The sequence below is a fragment of the Pseudomonas sp. GW704-F2 genome (assembly GCF_059423025.1).
On the sequence record NZ_JBWKXO010000021.1, the window covers coordinates 84759 to 103644 of the forward strand.

Annotated in this window: 20 protein-coding genes; 8 read left to right on the top strand and 12 right to left on the bottom strand. The window is 59.8% G+C overall.

From position 1 onward, the window contains the following. Nucleotides 1–3: 3 nt before the first annotated feature. Nucleotides 4–312 (bottom strand): PepSY domain-containing protein, encoded by a 309-nt coding sequence (locus tag AC07W0_RS18655; protein ID WP_017847226.1) that lies wholly within the window; start codon nt 310–312, stop codon nt 4–6. Between the two features lie 87 nt (nt 313–399). After that, nucleotides 400–1527, bottom strand: a complete 1128-nt coding sequence (locus tag AC07W0_RS18660; RefSeq protein WP_017847227.1) for a glycerophosphodiester phosphodiesterase family protein — start codon at nt 1525–1527, stop codon at nt 400–402. A gap of 233 nt (nt 1528–1760) precedes the next feature. On the opposite strand from AC07W0_RS18660, the gene AC07W0_RS18665 reads away from it, so the two are divergent. Further along, nucleotides 1761–2084 carry a DUF2025 family protein gene (locus AC07W0_RS18665; protein ID WP_017847228.1) on the top strand — a complete coding sequence of 108 codons (324 nt, stop codon included), beginning with the start codon at nt 1761–1763 and terminating at the stop codon, nt 2082–2084. Nucleotides 2085–2142: 58 nt separating this feature from the next. On the opposite strand, the gene AC07W0_RS18670 is transcribed toward AC07W0_RS18665, so the two are convergent. Both AC07W0_RS18670 and AC07W0_RS18675 read right to left on the bottom strand, forming a co-directional pair. Beyond that, complete coding sequence (locus AC07W0_RS18670) at nt 2143–2463, bottom strand: antibiotic biosynthesis monooxygenase family protein (protein WP_046489860.1); 321 nt, start codon at nt 2461–2463, stop codon at nt 2143–2145. Further along, a complete protein-coding gene (locus AC07W0_RS18675) occupies nt 2460–3167 on the bottom strand; it encodes a CTP synthase C-terminal region-related (seleno)protein (protein WP_017847230.1) in 708 nt (235 codons plus the stop codon). Before AC07W0_RS18675 ends, AC07W0_RS18670 begins: the two co-directional genes overlap by 4 nt. Before the next feature lie 80 nt (nt 3168–3247). On the opposite strand from AC07W0_RS18675, the gene AC07W0_RS18680 reads away from it, so the two are divergent. Beyond that, nucleotides 3248–4129, top strand: coding sequence for a LysR family transcriptional regulator (locus AC07W0_RS18680; protein ID WP_057004496.1), 882 nt, complete (start codon nt 3248–3250; stop codon nt 4127–4129). Nucleotides 4130–4149: 20 nt separating this feature from the next. On the opposite strand, the gene AC07W0_RS18685 is transcribed toward AC07W0_RS18680, so the two are convergent. The 3 genes from AC07W0_RS18685 to AC07W0_RS18695 all read right to left on the bottom strand — a co-directional run bounded on the left by AC07W0_RS18685 (nt 4150) and on the right by AC07W0_RS18695 (nt 6668). Next, a complete protein-coding gene (locus tag AC07W0_RS18685; RefSeq protein WP_102617869.1) occupies nt 4150–4674 on the bottom strand; it encodes a DUF1003 domain-containing protein in 525 nt (174 codons plus the stop codon). Between the two features lie 117 nt (nt 4675–4791). Beyond that, a complete protein-coding gene (locus AC07W0_RS18690) occupies nt 4792–5850 on the bottom strand; it encodes a diguanylate cyclase (protein WP_046382314.1) in 1059 nt (352 codons plus the stop codon). A gap of 191 nt (nt 5851–6041) precedes the next feature. Continuing rightward, nucleotides 6042–6668, bottom strand: coding sequence for a TetR/AcrR family transcriptional regulator (locus AC07W0_RS18695; protein WP_102617868.1), 627 nt, complete (start codon nt 6666–6668; stop codon nt 6042–6044). A gap of 124 nt (nt 6669–6792) precedes the next feature. On the opposite strand from AC07W0_RS18695, the gene AC07W0_RS18700 reads away from it, so the two are divergent. From AC07W0_RS18700 to AC07W0_RS18710, 3 genes are all read left to right on the top strand, one after another. Continuing rightward, nucleotides 6793–7851 (top strand): MBL fold metallo-hydrolase, encoded by a 1059-nt coding sequence (locus tag AC07W0_RS18700; protein WP_102617867.1) that lies wholly within the window; start codon nt 6793–6795, stop codon nt 7849–7851. Between the two features lie 198 nt (nt 7852–8049). Next, nucleotides 8050–8703, top strand: coding sequence for a hypothetical protein (locus AC07W0_RS18705; RefSeq protein WP_102617866.1), 654 nt, complete (start codon nt 8050–8052; stop codon nt 8701–8703). 140 nt (nt 8704–8843) lie between these two features. Next, a complete protein-coding gene (locus tag AC07W0_RS18710) occupies nt 8844–10349 on the top strand; it encodes an amidase family protein (protein ID WP_102617865.1) in 1506 nt (501 codons plus the stop codon). 58 nt (nt 10350–10407) lie between these two features. Here the strand turns inward: AC07W0_RS18710 and AC07W0_RS18715 are convergent, their stop codons facing one another. From AC07W0_RS18715 to AC07W0_RS18730, 4 genes are all read right to left on the bottom strand, one after another. Next, nucleotides 10408–10782: a helix-turn-helix domain-containing protein gene (locus AC07W0_RS18715; RefSeq protein ID WP_102617864.1), complete on the bottom strand. Its 375-nt coding sequence runs from the start codon at nt 10780–10782 to the stop codon at nt 10408–10410. A gap of 157 nt (nt 10783–10939) precedes the next feature. Continuing rightward, nucleotides 10940–11893: a hypothetical protein gene (locus AC07W0_RS18720; protein ID WP_046489847.1), complete on the bottom strand. Its 954-nt coding sequence runs from the start codon at nt 11891–11893 to the stop codon at nt 10940–10942. A gap of 117 nt (nt 11894–12010) precedes the next feature. Further along, a complete protein-coding gene (locus tag AC07W0_RS18725; RefSeq protein WP_102617863.1) occupies nt 12011–12655 on the bottom strand; it encodes an HAD-IB family hydrolase in 645 nt (214 codons plus the stop codon). Between the two features lie 364 nt (nt 12656–13019). Beyond that, on the bottom strand, nt 13020–13946 hold the full coding sequence (locus tag AC07W0_RS18730) for a LysR family transcriptional regulator (protein WP_102617862.1): 927 nt from the start codon (nt 13944–13946) through the stop codon (nt 13020–13022). A 304-nt stretch (nt 13947–14250) separates the two neighbouring features. On the opposite strand from AC07W0_RS18730, the gene AC07W0_RS18735 reads away from it, so the two are divergent. Genes AC07W0_RS18735 through AC07W0_RS18745 form a run of 3 tightly spaced genes read left to right on the top strand, consistent with a single transcriptional unit; the run spans nt 14251 to nt 17036 of the window. Beyond that, nucleotides 14251–15687, top strand: coding sequence for an NAD-dependent succinate-semialdehyde dehydrogenase (locus AC07W0_RS18735; RefSeq protein ID WP_102617861.1), 1437 nt, complete (start codon nt 14251–14253; stop codon nt 15685–15687). 12 nt (nt 15688–15699) lie between these two features. Continuing rightward, nucleotides 15700–16032 carry a carboxymuconolactone decarboxylase family protein gene (locus tag AC07W0_RS18740; RefSeq protein WP_017847243.1) on the top strand — a complete coding sequence of 111 codons (333 nt, stop codon included), beginning with the start codon at nt 15700–15702 and terminating at the stop codon, nt 16030–16032. A 2-nt stretch (nt 16033–16034) separates the two neighbouring features. Next, on the top strand, nt 16035–17036 hold the full coding sequence (locus AC07W0_RS18745) for an NAD(P)H-quinone oxidoreductase (protein ID WP_102617860.1): 1002 nt from the start codon (nt 16035–16037) through the stop codon (nt 17034–17036). A gap of 186 nt (nt 17037–17222) precedes the next feature. Here AC07W0_RS18745 and AC07W0_RS18750 read toward each other — a convergent pair whose 3' ends face one another. Then, complete coding sequence (locus AC07W0_RS18750; RefSeq protein WP_079444551.1) at nt 17223–18473, bottom strand: ribonucleotide-diphosphate reductase subunit beta; 1251 nt, start codon at nt 18471–18473, stop codon at nt 17223–17225. Between the last annotated feature and the right edge of the window lie 413 nt (nt 18474–18886).

An 18886-nucleotide genomic window follows, 5' to 3' on the forward strand; every position in this document is an offset into this window, starting at 1 on the left:
GACTCAGGTGTCTTGCTTGTCTTCGAGCACGGTGCCGGTCTTGGCGTCGAGTTTCACTTCAAAGCGCTTGCCGGCGGTGTCGGTCAGTTCAACTTCGTAGACCAGGACGCCGCTGTTGTTGTGGTCCAGCTCGGTGTCGGTAATCTGGGCGCCGGCGTGTTTGGCCACGGCGGCGGCGTTGAGCTTGTCGAAAGGCATCACGGCACCGGATTTGAGCAGACCTTCGATATGATCCGGGCGGACATCGGCCTGGGCCAGGCCGGCGGCCAGGGTCAGGGCGGTCGCGGCAAACAGAGCAGTCAAGGTTTTCATGGTGTGTATCCTTTTTCGGTGAGCTGTTTAAGTGGCGCCAGATTAACCGGCGCAACTTAATTCATCCTTAATGGCACACTGACTCGCTCAGTATTTGTGGTCGTTCAGCAGGTCCTGCACGCTGGACGACGGCCAGCGCTTGTAGAACTTCAGCAGTTCGGCGGCGCGGTTGGTGAAGATACCGTCGACGCCGGCGTTCATCACTTTCTCGAAGTCCACAGGTTCATCCACGGTGTAGACGTGTACCAGCAGGCCCTTGTCGTGGGTCAGCTTGTTCATTCCAGGCTTCACCAGGTCGGTGTAGCTCTGGTCGCCAAGGGCGGTCAGCTCCGCCGACGGGCCCGTGCCGATGGCGCCGAGGCTCTTGGCTTCGTCGACCCACTTTTCGAACTCGGCGGCGTCCTTGGGCTCTTGCTTGGCGTAGTAAGCGGCCTTGGTCGCTTCGCCGGATTCGGCGAAGGTTTGCTTGGATTTCGGCTCGATGCTGCCTTCACCCACCCACAACAGCAGGATTTTAGGGGTGTTGGGCATTTCTTTCTGCAGCTCTTTCAGGCTGGCCGTCTCGAAGGTCTGCAGCACTACGCGCCCTTTGCCCTGGCCGACACCGGTGTTGCTCTTGCCCAGCTTGGAGCCGGCGGAGCTCAACCAGCCTTTGTCCAGCAGCTTGTTTTTCAGGTCGGCTTCGATGCCCGGGAATTGCTTGGGCTCTTTGGTTTCGATGTACAGGCCCGGTTTGTGCTGCGGGTTGCCTTCGGCGATCTTGATGATGTCGTCCAGGCTGAGGATTTTCAGGCCGACGAAGCCCGGGCGGGCGCGGTCCGGGTAGGCGGCGTTGAACCAACTGCCGGCGTCGAGGGTTTGCAGTTCTTTCCAGGTGAACTCGTTGGCCGGAGCGTCTTTGCGCTCGGGGAACTTGGTGGCCACGTCGGTGGTGCGTTGCAGGTTGTTGTCGTGCAGGGCGAACAGCACGCCGTCCTTGCTGCGCTGCAGGTCCAACTCCAGGTAGTCGGCGCCCAGGTCGCGCGCGACCTTGTAGGCTGCGGCAGTGGACTCGGGGGCGTCGTAGGACGCACCGCGGTGGGCGATCACCGCAGGGTAGGGAATGCCTTCGTTAGTTGCCAATTCAGCCGGGCTGATCGGGTCGGCAGCCTGCGCCTGGCCAAGGCCAAGCATCAGGGCGAGCAGCAAGGCACTCTTGGTGAACGTGACAGGCATATGTGGAGTCCTTTCGTGGAGGGAGCTTTGAGAAGGCTTCCTTTTTAACAATTGATAACGAAAGGCGCTATCACCAAACCGACATTAACGTGTGTGCGCGCTAATTTTCTGGGTTTTTTTTGCGTGGCTTTGCAGTACTCTTGCCGCGAACCGCCCCGTAAGAGGGCAGTACTTTCCGCCACGCGTGTAAACCATCTTTCCAGTCCCTGTGGGACTTTTCAGTGAGGTTTACCATGCGAATCACCTCCGAGCTTATCTGCCAGGCCGCCGACCAGCTTCACGGTTTTGTCGGCCTCAACCGCAAGACCGGCCAGTACATCGTGCGGTTCAGCGAAGACTCCTTCGGTATGGATGTCGCCGATGACGGCATCATCCCCACTGCCGAATTTGTCTGGCTGCCGGCCCCCGAGCACGTCATGACGTTGTCCCGTGAGCGTCTGCAACTGCTGCTCGATCAGAACATCGACGACCGCATCAACATCACCGAGCCGCTGCGCGTGTACATGCGGCGGGTGGAGATCCCGCAGATCAGTGCGTTGCGCAGTCTCGTCAGCTAGCCTGAGCGGCGTTTTGGCATCGATGAAGATCAACGGCGGGAGGGCTTCCGGCTGCCGTTCAGTTCTGGAATGTATAGGCCCGCTCCACCTTGCATACGCGGGAGTGAAACGCCGAGTACCAAGTGGAACGCCCCTGCTCGCGCACCGCCCGATGCTCGGCCTGTTGTTTCCAGGCGAGGATGTCGGCTTCGCTGCGCCAGTACGATACGGTGATCCCCAGGCCATCCTCCCGCGCCGACTCAACCCCGAGAAAGCCCGGCTGCTCGCGCGCCAGTTCCAGCATGCGCGTGGCAGCCTCAGCGTAACCGTGGTCACCGGCGGTGCGCAGTGAGCTGAAAATCACTGCGTAGTAAGGCGGGGCGGGGGTGTGGGCAATCATACCGAGGTCTCCTGGCAGGCTTTGAGCAGAGCGATCGCCAGCGGCGGCGTGACGCCTTTGAGGGCGGCGCGTTCGGGTTGGAACAGCGTGGCGACAAAGAACGGATGGTCCAGCAACTCCACCGCGCGCAGGTCGCCGGCGGAGTCGTGGCCGCAGGGGATCAGAGCACCGTCCAGCAGCGCGCTGGCGAAGTCGGGGTTGATGCCGTAGCGGCAGCGATAACCTTCGTGGATATCGCGTGTGCCGTAGGCGTCGGCGATGCGCGTGTAGGCGGCCAGGCGCACGGTGTCGGTGGCTTCCACCAGAGAACAGCTCAGTGGCGCGATCACCGCACGTGGGGCGTTGGGGGCCAGTTCGCCATGTTCGGCATCGGCCCAGCCCAACACATTGCGGGCATATTCCAACACCGCGTGTTGAAAACCGCCGCAGGTGCCGAGGAAAGGGCGCCGCTGCTCGCGGGCAAAACGGATCGCACGCAGTGCGCCGTCGATGTCGCGGTACGGGCTGGCGGGCACGCACCAAAAGCCATCGAAACCCTGCAGCGCGGAGGTGGTGTTGAGGGTGTCGGTCTCCAGCCATTGCGTGCGAACCGTCAGGCCCAAGGCGTCGGCGGCCTGTTGCAGCGCCACGGGAATGGCCTGGTGCGCAATGACATCGGGGTTGTAATCGCCGATCAGGGCGAGGTGCAGCGTGCTGGCGTTCATCTTAGGCATCCCCTGGCTTGTTGTGTCCTGACGCGCACTATAGATTGGCGTTCACGCAATCAATATTGGCGTTTACCCACATGCTCAATGCGCTCACGCACTATCGAATCGATTACCCCGACCTGTCGCTGATCCTCGCCCTGGTGCGCGGTGGCACCCTGGCGCGGGCGGCCGCGTTGTTGCGGGTGGATGTGTCGACGGTGTTCCGCGCCGTGCGGCGCCTGGAGGCCGCGCTGGGCCAGACGTTGTTTGAAAAAAGCCGCGCCGGTTACCTGCCCACCGGCCTGGCCAGTCATCTGGCGCAACAGGCCGAACGCGCCGAACAAGCCCTGGAAGCGGCGCGGGTCGGCGTCGAGCAAGGCGGTGAAGTGATCAGCGGCACCGTGCGCCTGACCTGCACCGACTCGGTACTGCAAGGCTTATTGTTGCCGGCGCTGGCGCAGTTCATGCCGGATTACCCGGCGCTGACCCTGGAGCTGAGCACCTCCAATGACTTCGCCAACCTCAGCCGCCGCGATGCCGACATCGCCTTGCGCCTGACCCGGACACCGCCGCAGCATCTGGTCGGACGTTGCCTCGGCACCGTGAGGTATCAGGTGTGCGCGAGCACAGATTTTGCGCGTCAGCACGCAGGACGCGAGCTGGCAGAGCTGGCCTGGATCGCACCGGATGATTTCCTGCCCGATCATCCCACCGTCGTCTGGCGCCGCGCGCAGTTGCCGGGTGTGCGTCCCGGCTATCGCTGCAACAGCATGTTGTCGGTCACCGAACTGGTGCGGGCAGGGCTGGGCGTGGCGGCGCTGCCGGATTTCCTGCTGGATGAACACCTGCAACCGCTGGGCCCCGCGTTGGCGGGGCATGACACGGCGCTATGGCTGCTGACGCGCCCCGATTGCCGGGCATTGCGCTCGGTGGTGACGCTGTTTGATCAACTGGGGCGGCATGTACGACTGAGCCCCTGAGACCGGCAGGCATGGGGTGCTTAAGGTTTTCGCACAAACTGCGCATGCATTTCACACGTCAGGGTATCGATACGCTCGGTCAGTTGCTTGGTCATTTCCGTCAGCCGAGTGTTCTGCTCCAGCAGTTCCAGCAACTGTTTGCTGGTGTTCTGCGCCTCGGCCTGGCGCTCGGCATTGGCGACGGCCAGCGCTTCACGGTGCTGCGCGTCGGCGTCGGACTGGGCTTTGTCGCGCGCGGCCTGGCGTGTCTGGGCCAGCAGAATCAGCGGCGCCGCGTAGGCCGCTTGCAGGCTGAAGGCCAGGTTGAGCAGGATGAACGGGTAGACGTCGAAGTGCGTGACGCCGCTGACGTTGAGCGCAATCCACACGGCCACGATCAAGGTTTGCGCACCGAGGAACATCGGCGTGCCGAAGAAGCGTGCGAAAGCCTCGGCCTTGAGGGCGAAGGTGTCGTTGCCAAAGGTCGGCGCCAGGTGCGCGTGGCGTCGATGGAAACGCAGATGATCGACGGGGACGGCTTTGGGGTTGTCGGGGGTTGGGCTCATGGCAAACTCGGGTCATCAATGTTTAAGACAGGTGGCCACTATAGCCTTGGCGACCTGTCTTACGCATGAATAACCCGAGGACAACCTGGGGTGCCTACGAGATGCCGTATGACCGCCTCAGGCGGAATGGGCGACCGCGTAGTTACTCGCATTGACCCGGTTGCGCCCGGTGTCCTTGGCGGCGTACAGCGCGCGATCCGCCGCGTTCAGCCAGGTGGCGGCATCGGTGAAGATCCGTTGGAAATCGGCGAGGCCGATGCTCAGGCTCACGCGCAACTCGGGGATCTGCGGGTTGCGATAATTACTGAAGTTTTCGCGGATACGCTCCATCACCCGTGCGGCTTCTTCCAAGGGCATTTGCGGAAGAATCACACAGAACTCATCGCCCCCGTAGCGTCCGGCCAGATCGTTTTCGCGCAGGTTGCGCCGTATCTCCAGGCTCAGTTGGCGCAGTACGGCATCGCCGACGATATGGCCGTGAGTGTCATTGATTTGTTTGAAGTGATCGATATCGATCAGCGCGATGGTGGCGTGGCTTTGCTGCTGCCGGCACTTGTGGAACTTGAGGTGCAGCAGATCTTTCCAGGAACCGTGGTTGAGCAGGCCGGTGAGGCTGTCGGTGCGGCTCAGGGCGCTGAGGGCACGTTTGTGTTCCGACAGTTTGATCGCCAACTCGTAGCAGACCATGCCGATGGCCATGGGGTACAACGTCAACATCGGCAGGCAGGTGTAGACCTGCAGCAGGCTGACGTCGGGGTTGAACCGCACGCCGAACAGCGCCCATGCCACCCCGATCCCCACCCCTTGCGCGAGCAAACCGCGCAGGAACAGGCGCTTGCCGCCGGCGGCGAAGTTGTTCATGGTCATCATCGAGAGGATGGTCACGGCCGTCAGCGGCGTGAACTGGGCGGCGGCGGCCCAGAAACCACCGCACAACGAGTCATACAAAATGTTGCGCTGTTCGGCGTGGTAGGGGAAGGGTGAGCGGATTGACAGTTGGTACGCCACATGTGCCCACGCCAACCCATTGAACAGCAGGAACGCCCACACCCAGCCCGGCATCGCGAGCGGGTACAAGCCGCCGATGACACTGATGCAGCCGATACCCAGGCCGATGATCCTTGGCTTGTAAATACGCCTGGCAAATGAAAGCCCTTTGCCTCGTCTGTTTTCCATAGATTCCCAGGTCAGCTCTTTTTCACAGATTCAGCCGCGCGCGTGTGCAGGGATAACCGTTGATCGGATAATGTGTGTGAATATTGTCGATTATTCATGTAGGAATAATCAGTGTCCTTCCAGGCCATTCGCGCAAAACAGAGGGCAAATAGGCCAAAAACGACCAGGTATGTCGCGTCTGCAACGGTCGTTTACTGCGGGCGGCGAGTATCGGCGTCGTAGCAGGCCAGAAACATATCGATTGCCGACTCGATCACGCGGGCTTGGTCGGCGGCGTCGAGGGTGGGTTGGCCGAGGGTGATCTGCGGCCAGAAGGCGAACGCCTTGAGCAGGCTTTGAATCTGGTGCGCGGCGAAGGCCGGGTCGGTACACGTGAGCCGGCCGTCTTCCTGGGCGGCGCGCACCCATTGAGTGAAACCTTCTTCGCGCATGCTCAAGCGGTTGACCATGTCCTGGACGCGCTCCGGCGAGTGAATGGTGGCGGCGATGGCGACCCGGGCCAGGTCGAGGAAGTTAACGTCCGACATCATCTTCATCTTCGCTTCCAGCAACCCGCGCAGTTGTTCACGCAGCGGGCGGTCGCCGGCGTAGCTCACGTCGAGTTGCGCGACGCTGCTGGTCCAGAGTTGGTTGAGAATTTCGGCGAACAACTCTTCTTTGCTGGGGAAGTGGTTGTACACCGTGCGCTTGGAAACGCCGGCGGTGGCGGCGATCCTGTCCATGCTGGTGACCTCGAACCCATTGACCCGAAACTCTGCGATGGCGGCGGCCAGGATGGCTTCGCGTTTGCGTTGGGTGAGGCGTTGAGGCGCAGTCATGAACAGTGATCGACTCTAAAAGGAAAATTACACTCGGTAGTTTACTTGCTCCGGGTTTTGTTGCAATCTTGAAACTACACTGTGCAGTGTAATTCCATGAGCGGTCCGTAGGAGTCACCTTGTAATGGCCACGATTTCAACCCGTCTCGATTCCTCGCCTGTGGTACGCAAAGCTGCCGAACAGGAGCAAGGCACCTTCAGTAACCATGCTCCCGTACAGCGCGCCGGCTTCGGCAGAACCTTGCGCATTTTCTGGAAGATGCTGTTTCACAAGCCGCGCAGCACGCGGCCGGTGGGGGATATTCCGGTACATTCGCTGACCCGCGAACAGCTGTCGGCCGCCCCCGACCACAGTGTGTTCCGCCTGGGGCATTCCACCGTGCTGCTGAAAATGCGCGGCAAATTCTGGCTGACCGACCCGGTATTCGCCGAGCGCGCTTCGCCGTTCAGTTGGGCCGGCCCCAAGCGATTCCATGCGCCTCCGATCAGTCTCGAAGACCTGCCGCCGTTGGAAGCGGTGATTCTTTCCCACAACCATTACGACCATCTCGACCGCAAGGCCGTCATCCAACTGGCCGACAAGACCCGCTACTTCCTTGCGCCGCTGGGCGTCGGCGACATCCTGGTGAAGTGGGGTGTGGACGCCGGCCAAGTGCGGCAGTTGGATTGGTGGCAGGGCAGCGAAGTCGATGGCATTCATTTTGTCGCCACTCCCGCGCAGCATTTTTCCGGGCGTGGTTTGTTTGATAGCAACCAGACGCTGTGGTGTTCCTGGGTGATGATCGATGGCGCGCGTCGCGTGTTTTTCAGCGGCGACACCGGTTATTTCGACGGCTTCAAACGCATCGGCGAACAGTACGGGCCGTTTGATCTGACGCTGATGGAAACCGGTGCTTACAACGTCGACTGGCCCCATGTACACATGCAACCGGAGCAAACCCTGCAGGCGCACATCGACCTCAAAGGCCGCTGGCTGCTGCCGATTCACAATGGCACCTTCGACCTGGCCTTCCATGCCTGGCACGAGCCTTTCGACCGTATCATGGCGTTGGCGTGGGAGCGCAACGTGTCGATTACCACACCGGCCATGGGGCAGGCGTTCAGTTTGAACCAGCCCGCGCGAGGTGTCGCGTGGTGGTTGGAGGTGGAGGTTCAGAGCGGTAAGGAAGCGCTTGTGAACTGACGGTTGGGGAAATCGGAAAAAAAGGAATTTTCAAGGTGTTGCAGGCCTACGACAAACGCCAGATGAGAGTGCGATGATCTCGGGAAGGTCAATTTCCGGGAGTCGGCTCTGATGGACAATAAATGTGGGAAGTCTTTGCTATCGCCTATGTCTTGTCGGCGGGAAGCGTTTTTACCCCCCTCTGCGGAACCGGTTTGTTTGGCGCAGGCGCCCTCCAACGCTCACGTCGAAACGGGGACCACTACGGCACTGGGCATCGGCTACGTCCCCGATGCACATCTTGGTGCCGGCGTCGTAATCCCCGGCTATAACGTGCCGGCCTTGCCTCTGAAACCTGTGCGCGACCCCGCGCTGTCATTGATCGCCTTGAGTGGGGTCGAGCCCACTGAATCGGGCAAGGTGGAAGCTGCCTTGGTGCAACACTCCAGCAATTGCGCCGTCCCCTACACGTTGGCGGGCACTCGCGTGGGGTTCGCCGACCGCCTTGTGCGTGGCAATGATCAGGAGCCGATTGAACACAGCGCATCCTTCCTGGAAGCGTTGGGTTTCCTGCGTCAGGCCGGTGCCCAACTGGTGGCGGTGCCGGCAGAGCGGGCTGATGACGGCCTGCGCTTCACCCTGCATTCGCGCAATGAAATCGATGAGCGTGTGAGTGAGTATCGGCTGGATGCGCTGGTGTCCGAGAGCCATAGCGCTGCATTCCATGCCGCGTGCTGGAGTGGCTACCCGAGCCTTGGTGAGCCGCTGGGGGACGGGGCGACGCTGTGGTTCTATGGCGCACAGTGGTCGAAAGACTCGCTGAAGGTGCTGGTGCAGGGCTATCGCAACGCCCGTGGCCTGACTAATGGGTAGGCAAAGCTACCAACTGCGCTGAACAATCCCACGGTATGAACAACCTGCGTCGCGCAGCCTGGAAGGAGGGGGGTTTTTAGACTGGTGTACGGATCAATGTGGGTCCTTCATCACTTCTTACGCCTTCCGGGAGGTGCTTCATGTTGGGTATTGGTTATGGCATGGGTGTGTTTGTTCACCAGGTGCAGCGAGTGCTGCCTGCGCAGTCTTCATCGGGGGCTTCAGCGCCGGTTCCCCCGGGAACGGAATACGCCAGTGTGCGTGAGCTCGGCGAGCAAATGGCCCGGCCGGGTGGGCTCACTTCGGCGAATCTGGTTAGTTACCTGCAGGAGCGCATTCATAAGCTCGACCCCAAATTGAGCTCGATCATTGAACTGAACCCCGAGGCCTTGCAGATCGCCCGCGAGCTCGATCTGGAGCGCGCCAATGGCAAGGTGCGTGGCCCGCTGCATGGCATTCCCGTGTTACTCAAGGACACTATCGAGACGGGAGATACCCAGCAAACCAGCGCTGGCGCCTTTGGCTTGGTGGGCAGTGCGGCGCCCAAGGATGCCTTCATCGTCGAGCGCTTGCGCGAGCAGGGGGCCGTGATCCTGGGTAAAACCAACTTGACTGAACTGGCGGGCTTTCGCGGTGGCCCCGATGGTTCGAGTGGGCGGGGCGGGCAGACGCGTAACCCGCATCAAGCGGGCGCAGAGGTGGGTGGTTCGAGTTCGGGGTCGGCCGCCGCGGTCGCCGCAGGCTTCGCCCCCTTGGCGGTGGGCACCGAGACCAATGGCTCGATCATCGTGCCGGCGGCGTTCAACGGGGTGGTCGGTTTCAAGCCCGGCGTGGGTTTGTTGAGCCGCAGCGGCATCATTCCAGCCAGCCATCGGCAGGACACGCCGGGCCCGATGACGCGTTCGGTGTTTGATGCTGCATTGATGCTTAACGCGATGTCGGGCAGGGACCCTCATGATGCCGCCAGTGTGGATGCGCCCCAAGGGATTGATTACACCGCGTTGCTCAAGCCCGGTGCGTTGCAGGACAAACGTATCGGCTATCCCGTGACCTTTTCCGCGAATGGCGAAAGCTTACCGGTGGACAACAGTCCGCAATTTCGCAAGACGCTTGAAGTGCTTCGCGCGCAAGGCGCGGTTCTGGTGCCGGTCGATATGCGCTTGGCCGACGCATCACGCTATGGCGAACTCTTGTACGCCGATGTGAAGGATGAGTTGAACGACTACCTGGCCAAGCGCGAGGGGTTGCCGGTCAAGTCGGTGTCCGAGTTGATCGCGTTCAATGAAAAGCGCGATGGCACCGACACCGATCACCAACCGACACTCAAGGAGATCAACGCGTCCACCCTCACCGCCGATGAGCGCCAGCCGTTATGGGACGCAATGATCGAGGATTTTCGTGGCACGGTGGATGAGCTGATCGCGCGGGAAAACCTCGACGCCATGGTGTCGGACTTTGATACGAACAGCTACTTCGCGGTTGCGGTGGCCGGCTACCCAGGGATCAGCGTGCCATCCGGGAAGAATGAGGACGGCGTGCCGACCAGTGCGTACTTCTTTGGTGCCCGTGGGTCTGAACCCACACTGCTTGCTGTGGGCCATGGCTATGAGCAGGCGGCACAGAAGGTCGCCAAGCCCAGCCTCTAAGCCGTCAGGCAATGTTCACACCCAGGCGTGGCCAACGTTGGGGTTCGCACTCAGCGCCTTACTGCGCCTGCGGGGTTGGTGAATCAATTGACGTCGCTGTTGAACCCATCAATCGAGACAGGATGTTTTGTGCAGCGGGTTCCGTTGCGGCGGCTCCCAACTTGCGCGCACGCATCCCCCAGCCAGGCGCAAACCCTGGGAAAAACACCAACCCCTCGGCTTCCAGGCGAAACGCCAGGGTCAGGCGCACGTCGTCGTCCACGGTGCCCTGGGTTTCAAACCGTTGAATCGCATCCACCGTCACACCGGCCTGGCGCGACAGCTCTTCGCGGCTCCAGCCGAGCATGACGCGGGCCTGCACGCTGTGCTTGGCGGTGAATTGATGCAGGACGATCTGCTGTTCTACGAAAGAGCTCATTGCCAGAGAGGACATGGGGTGTCTCCAGGGTTCGACGGGGAGGACAAACTATACTGTGTTTTTGTACAGTTGTTTTGACCGCTCATCAACTGGAATTTTCTCCGGCGCCGACACCGTTCTATTTTGAGGCTTGCACGAGGGTATTCGTGTGCGAGGTCGGGCACGGTCTCGGCTAACCCGCCTCAGCCGCCGGCACTTCGCGAATAATCAAATGATCCAGATTCTCGATATCGGCGCTGAACACCCCAAACGTCTGCTCGGGGTTTTTCTTGCTGGGCACCTGTCTAAGTGCCGGCGTCACCCCGTAAAAGAAGCAATATAACGGCCGTGCGCTGCTGGCCGCGGCCTTGATCTGCTCGAGGAACGCTGTGCGCTTGCGGTAATTCTCGATGAGTTTCTTGCTCAGGTAGACGTTGACCGAGTAGGGCTTCTTGTCGAGCCAAACCTTCTTTTCGAAGTCGATGCGAAAGCTGTTGGTGTAGTCCTTGATCGCTTTGATCCGGCCCCAGTAGATCAGGCCCTGATTGTCCTGCAGGTACTCAATCTTCTTGAAAAACGTCCAGTACGTCGCGGTATGGTCGCCGATCTTCAAGGGCATCGCCTTGAGCTTGTCCTTGTCGTCGAGGTTCGACACATAACATTCCACCGGGTGTGCGAACACGCTGGTTTTATCCGGGGTGGTGTCGTTGGCGCCGACAGACGCGCTGGTGCGGGTTGAAGGGGGCTTCGCCGGGGCTTGTGGGACTTGCCCCTCAGTGCCGGCCTGCGGGTTTTTACGCGGGTAGGTGCGCCGGGTCAGGACGAATTCCGATGGGAAGTGTTCCTCGCGCTCGTCCTCACTTTCGCCCGTGGCAGGCTTGTGGCTGCTGGCGTAACGGCAACCCTCGATGTGCCGGGTGCCTGGGGTGTTCTTGAAATGCGGGGTGCGTCGGTAGTTGACGTTTTTTGCGTTGAATGTGCTCAGCACATTGCCTGCGTCAAAGGCCGCGCGGCATGTGTCGTTGGGGCAGAGGAAACGGTCCGTGTCGGAGTCGTAGGCGTCGGTTTCGTCGAAATTCAACTCTCGCACGTCGTAGATCGACAGCTTGTCGTCGAGACTCAGGCTGTAGGCCGTGTCGAATTTCATGGGCTCGGGTCCGTGAGAGGTTTGGCTATTGATAGCCGGATATTACGCAGATGTCGCTAGGAAACCGCAACCTCGCGTATCCCAGCGAGGCTGCGATGGCATCCCCCACCGCCCCTATCAGCGCTGCAACCTGGCCTGCTGCTTCTTCCCATGAAAATGCCGAAAATGCGCGTCCTGCGCCGCCGCCAACAACTCCCGATCCCCACGCGTATCGCCCCAGGCCCTGAGCCGATACTCCCCCAGGTCGCCATACACCGCTTCAAGTCGCAGCACCTTGTTCTCGCACCGGCAGTTGTTCCCGGTGAGCTTGCCGGTCAACACGCCGTTGACGACCTCAAGTTCGGTCCCGATCAACTTGATCCCAAGCCGATCGGCAAACGGCTGCAGCACCAACGCCGGCGACGCCGAACACAACGTCACCACCGCCCCCGAGCCCAGCTCCTGCTCCACCGACAACACCCCCGCCGGCCGCATCAACCGCGCCCAACTGCGCTGGCAGTACTCCTCGGCCTTCTGCTGCACCCACGCCTTCTCCACCCCGGTCATAAAGGTGCGGATCAACTGCGCCTTCAACTCGTCCCGGCTGATCTGCCGCACCAGAAACCGCAGCCCAGGCACCGCCAGCTTGACCATCCGGCCATAGAACTCGCCGGCGCCAAAGGCAAACTTGAGGAAGGGCACGAAACTGTCGTGATGGGTCAGGGTGCCGTCGAAGTCAAAGACGGAAAGTACTTTGGCATCAACGGGGCCGGCTTCGAGCATATCTGGGTTCACGGGGTGGCCTCGGTCCTGGCTAGTATTGATTGAGAATGCATCAGCTGTGACCGCAAGAGTTTACTCCTGTATCAATCGGCCGATTGTCGAGTAGAGCCCAGCGGTGAATTCATCCCGGTCATTCGAGCGGTGACAGTGCTGATAGCAATTGGCGGACAAGGCTACAGCATTGGTGATGCGATCCGAACCCTTCGTGATGGACTGCAAAAAATGGCAAAACAAACACTTCAAGTGGTATGACCGAACCTTAGCCCGCCTGATGGTCTTTAGCGTCTTCTGTTTCGAAATGCCTCGAAATGAGGAAGACACCCATCCTGATACAGCCTCCCCGTCGGGCCTTGGTTGGCGTCCTTCAAGCGATGAGCTCCTGAGCGGTCATCATCAGCTCAGTACCGACCCGATTTTTTAACGTATCGATGAATCGAGTAACTTTTGCATCGATGAACTGACGTGATGTGTAGACGGCGTAAACATTACGCTCGTAGGTATGGTACTCGGGCAAAACACGCACGAGCCTGCCTGAACGCAAGTCCTCAATGGCTGAAAAACCGGCCAGCAAACCTATGCCTGCTCCCTCTCGAATGGCGGCTGCCATTGCGTCCATATCATTGACGCTGAAACTCGGGCCTTTGGGGGTAAATACCGCATCCCCGGTCTTGCTCTTTAATTGCCATTCATCCCGCACATAATCGACGGTGCCCAACAGCAAACACTGATGATCGCTGAGATCTTCTGGCGTTACAGGGGCAGCGTGTTGCTCCAGATATGCTGGAGACGCCACCAGCACACAATGGCTGATGCCGATCTTTTGGCTGACATACGCTGAATCTGGCAGCGTTCGGGCAATCAGAATCGAGACGTCCAGTTGGTCTTCCAGGAGGTTAGGCATTCGCTGAGAAAGCATTAAGTCCACGGTGACATCGGGGAATTCCCGGCGGTAATCCAGCACGGCCGAAGTAACCAACTGCCGTGCTAGCCCCGGCACACAATGCACACGCAACGTCCCCCTGGGTTTCAACGCGGCGTTGCTCGCTTCGGCTTCTGCATTTTCAAGGTCTGCCAGAATTTTGGTACAGCGCTCATAAAAGCGCCGGCCAGCGTCTGTCACCGAAAGGCGGCGGGTCGAGCGCTGTAACAGGCGGGCGTCGAGCACGTTTTCAAGCGCGGAAACCGCACGCGAGACATTGCCGACCGTAGAGTCCAGATGGTTAGCCACCGCAGTAAAACTGCCCATCTCAACAACTTTGACGTACACGGACATGTTCGTAAGCTTATCCATCCAACTCTACCTGTCGATCTGATTGCAAACGTTCTTCACTGCCGAAGTCCGCACCCCAAAAAACAATCGAGCCTGGAACGACGAGCCAGGCTTGATTGCCGCATGACGTGGGCGGTATTTGCAGATGCTACACGCTCCTGGCGGTGCTCGATATTACCTCCAGGCACAACAATGATTCCCTTCTGGTCGGCTAAATCAAACGGTTCGTACTCCATAGACTTGGTTGCACAGGGCGCCTGAACACGGCAACCCAGGCGCTGAGTCTTGTACGAACTTGTTGATAAACCAACCGAAGGGCAACCTCATGAACACGTCTTACGACCCGCTTTATCTCTTTATCGGTGGTGAATGGATCAGTGCCGAAGGCCGCGCGACCGCCGCTGTCGTCAACCCCGCAACCGCACGTGAGATCGGGCGTGTTCCACTCGCCACCGCAGGCGACCTCGATCACGCGCTCGAAGTGACTCAACAGAGCTTTGAACAATGGCGCCAGACCGTACCCGACAAGCGCGCAAAAATTCTCAAACGCGCTGCCGATCTCATCCTGGAACGGGCCCCACACATCGCCGAGCAAATGACGCTGGAAGAAGGCAAACCGCTTGCGGAAAGCCTGGATGAGGTCACGCGTGCGGCTGAATACTTCGAGTGGTTTGCCGAAAGCGCGCGCCGTATCGATGGGCGTGTAGTCCCGGCCAATCGTCCCGGTGTGCTGCAAATGGTAAAACGCCAAGCCATCGGCCCTGTCGCTGCGTTCACGCCCTGGAATTTCCCGGCCATTACACCCGCCCGCAAGCTCTCGGCAGCCTTGGCCGCAGGTTGCAGTGTCATCCTCAAGCCAGGGGAAGAAAGCCCCTCCACCGCGCTGGCCCTGGCGCGTGCTCTCGACGATGCAGGATTGCCTAAAGGCGTGTTGCAAGTGGTCTTTGGTGTGCCGGACCAAGTTTCCAGCCACCTGATCGCTTCTCCCATCGTTCGCAAGGTGACCTTTACCGGTTCGGTCCCCATCGGTCGGCTGCTATCCGCTCGTGCTGCCGAGGGCGTCAAGCCCATCACCCTTGAACTGGGAGGACACGGGCCGGTGCTGGTATTCGATGACGCAGAAATCGAAAAAGCAGCCGTCGAAGGCGTTGCCAATCGGTTCCGCGGGACTGGCCAAGTCTGCATCTCGTCAACGCGCTTTCTGATTCAGCGTGGCGTCTATGAAACGTTTGTTGAGCACTTTGTGACGGCCACCCTCGCGTTGAACATTGGCGATGGCCTGACGCCCGGCACCCAGGTTGGGCCGCTCGCCAATCCACGGCAGTTGGCCAAGATGGAAGAGCTGGTGGCAGATGCGGTTGCCAAAGGCGCACGCGTGTTGGCCGGTGGTAAACGCCTGGAATGCAGCGGCTACTTTTTTGAGCCCACCGTGTTGGCGGATGTGCCTATGCATGCCCGAGTCATGCATGAAGAACCCTTCGGGCCTATCGCCGTGCTGATGCCATTCGATCACTTGGCTGATGGTTTGAAGGAGGCCAATCGTCTGCCTTACGGGCTTTCAGCCTACGCGTTCACGTCTAGTGCTCGAACGGCCATTGACGTCGCTGACGGGTTAGAGGCCGGGATGATCGGGATCAACCAATACCGCATCGTCGCCACAGAACTTCCCTTCGGCGGCATGAAAGAAAGCGGCCACGGTTCGGAAGGTGGCATTGAAGGCATCGAGCACTACCTCACCCACAAATTCATCAGCCAGGTTTAAGGAGACAGCATCGTGTCCAATCTCAATTTCAGCAGTCCTCGTGAAGCGGCTCGGGCGTTTACCCCAAAGCTGTCGCAATTCGTTGATTCGACGTTGTATCCGCAGATCTGGAGCGATCCGGCATTGTCCCCACGCGACCGCAGCCTGATCACAGTGGCCGCATTGATTGCCGGTGGTCACTCTGAAGAGTTGCCCGCGCATCTGCGACGGGCGCTGAGCAACGGGGTGACCCATGACGAAATCGCCGCCGCGATCACTCACCTGGCGTTCTACGTAGGCTTTCCAGGCGCCATTACCGCCTCTGCTATCGCTAATGCCACGTTTACCGAACCGGAGAAAAATTGATCATGAAAGCCATCAGCATCAGAGCATTCGGCGCGGCGGACGTACTTGAACTGGCAGATGCTCCCAATCCACACCTGCGCCCAACCGATTTGCTGGTACGTGTCTATGCCGCTGGCGTGAACCGTGCGGACCTGACACATCGAACGGGTGGCTACGGCCATCCGAATTTCGGTGACTCGCTGATCATCGGGCTGGAGATCGCCGGTGAGGTGATTGGCAAAGGTGATTTGGTCGCGGGTTTCGAGGTTGGAGATCGAGTGATGGGGGTCGTCGGAGGTGGGGCCTATGCCGAGCTTGCGCGTATCGATTACCGCATGGCCATGCATATCCCTGCGCAGCTGGACTATGTGCATGCCGCGGCTATTCCCGAGGTCTTCGTCACGGCCCATGAAGCGATGATGCACCTGGCTCGGCTCAAGTCCGGCGACTCGGTATTGATCCACGCCGCCGCAGGCGGTGTGGGATCTGCCGCCGTTCAACTGGCCTACGCCACCGGGGCGACGGTGTATGCGACAACCGAGGGCAGCAAGCTGGCGCGTGTCGAGCATTTAGGCGCGGATATTGCCATTGATTACAGGACGCAGGATTTTGCTGAAGTCATCGCAGCCAAAACCAATGGTCGAGGCGTTGATGTCGTCATCGATTTCATTGGCGAGCCCTACTTTGCACGCAACATCGCTTCTCTCGCTCATGGCGGCCGACTTGTTCAGGTCGGTATCCTGGGCGGAGGCGGTAAGGTGAGCGTAGAACTGGAACACATTCTTTACCGTCACTTGCAAATCATCGGTACAGTCATGAAGTCGCGTACACAGCCGGAGAAGCACGACATGATCAAGCGCTTTCGCGAGTATTGGCTTGATCGCTTCGATGGCGCTGGAAGTTTGGAGCCGGTCGTCGACAGTACTTTCCCGCTGTCACGCGCGGCCGATGCCCATCGCCGAATGGAGTCGTCTGAAAACGTTGGAAAAATCATCCTGACGATGCAGCCTGCGGACTTGGTTTAAGTGCGAGGGCTAAAGAGGGTGGCATAGAGGCTTCGTTGGCACAAATATGCGGGCACCGTCACCCTTGATGCTGGCGTTCTGATGGGGATTTGGCCGGATTACAGGTAATCCATCTGCTGTTCCAAATCACTGAGTTTTTTGCAAAAAAAAGAGCTGCCAATGGGCAGCTCCTTTGTACCGTTAAAATCAATCCCAGCTCAACGCACCGCCAGTTTGGTACTCGATCACACGGGTCTCAAAGAAATTCTTCTCTTTCTTCAAGTCCATGATCTCGCTCATCCATGGGAACGGGTTAGTCGTCCCTGGATACTCTTCCTTCAAACCGATCTGCGACAGACGACGGTTAGCGATGAACTTGAGGTAGTCCTCCATCATCGCCGCGTTCATGCCGAGTACACCGCGTGGCATGGTGTCGCGCGCGTATTCGATCTCCAGCTGGGTCCCTTGCAGGATCATCTGGGTCGCTTCTTCCTTCATCTCGGCGTCCCACAGGTGTGGGTTTTCGATTTTGATCTGGTTGATCACGTCGATGCCGAAGTTCAGGTGCATTGACTCGTCGCGCAGGATGTACTGGAACTGCTCGGCCACGCCGGTCATTTTGTTGCGGCGGCCCATGGAGAGGATCTGGGTGAAGCCGCAATAGAAGAAGATGCCTTCCAGTACGCAGTAGTAGGCGACCAGGTTGCGCAGCAGTTCTTTGTCGGTGTCGACGGTGCCGGTTTCGAATTTCGGGTCGGAGATGGAGCGCGTGTATTTCAGGCCCCAGGCGGCTTTTTTCGCGACCGATGGGATCTCGTGGTACATGTTGAAGATCTCGCCTTCATCCATGGCCAGCGATTCGATGCAGTACTGATAGGCGTGGGTGTGGATCGCCTCTTCGAAGGCCTGGCGCAGGATGTACTGGCGGCACTCCGGGTTGGTGATCAGGCGGTACACGGCCAGGACCAGGTTGTTGGCGACCAGCGAGTCGGCGGTGGAGAAGAAGCCGAGGTTGCGCATGACGATGCGACGCTCGTCGTCGGTCAGGCCTTCGGGGTTTTTCCACAGCGCGATGTCGGCGGTCATGTTGACCTCTTGCGGCATCCAGTGGTTGGCGCAGCCGTCGAGGTATTTCTGCCAGGCCCAGTCGTACTTGAAGGGCACGAGTTGGTTGAGGTCGGCGCGGCAGTTGATCATGCGCTTTTCGTCGACAGCGACGCGGGCGGAGGCGCCTTCGAGCTCGGCGAGGCCTTCGGCGATGTCGAGTTTGTCGAGGGCAGCCTTGGCGCGGATGATCGCGGCGGAGTCGTTGGCGGTGACGGCGCGGGCTTCGATGGCGGCAGCGGCGCCGGCACCGTCGAGGCGGTCCATGTTGGCTTCGGTGGCGTGGCCGGCGTTGGCGCCTTTGACGGCGACTTCGCCGTCTTCTTCTTTGTCGAATTCGTCCCAGCTCAGCATGACGTGTCGTCTCCTGCGTGAGGGCTCGAAGGTGCCCGTGTGAAACCGGATGGTTGGGGGTTCACACGGCCCTCGGGCCGCGGTGGATCTTAAGGAATCGTTTGTTGCAACAGCTAGCGCAGGCATTAAACGCAATGGGGTGAACGGGTGCTCTGCGTGAGGCTTGAGGGGCGGAGCGATAGATGCATGCTCCTGCGGAGGCCTCAGGTCGGCTCTTCATCCCAGTGTAAAGGGATATTGCAGGCCCGATTTACCCGCGCATTATAGGGAAAAAAACGGCTTTGTGTTGTGGCAGATGCGCTCGGATTGCTGACAAAACGCCTGGTATTCGAGCCAGAGCGAGGGTTTACAGGGGGTTGGTGCAGGAGGATTTTTTTGACGGACGGTGGGCTATTTATTGCGGGGGGTGGCGA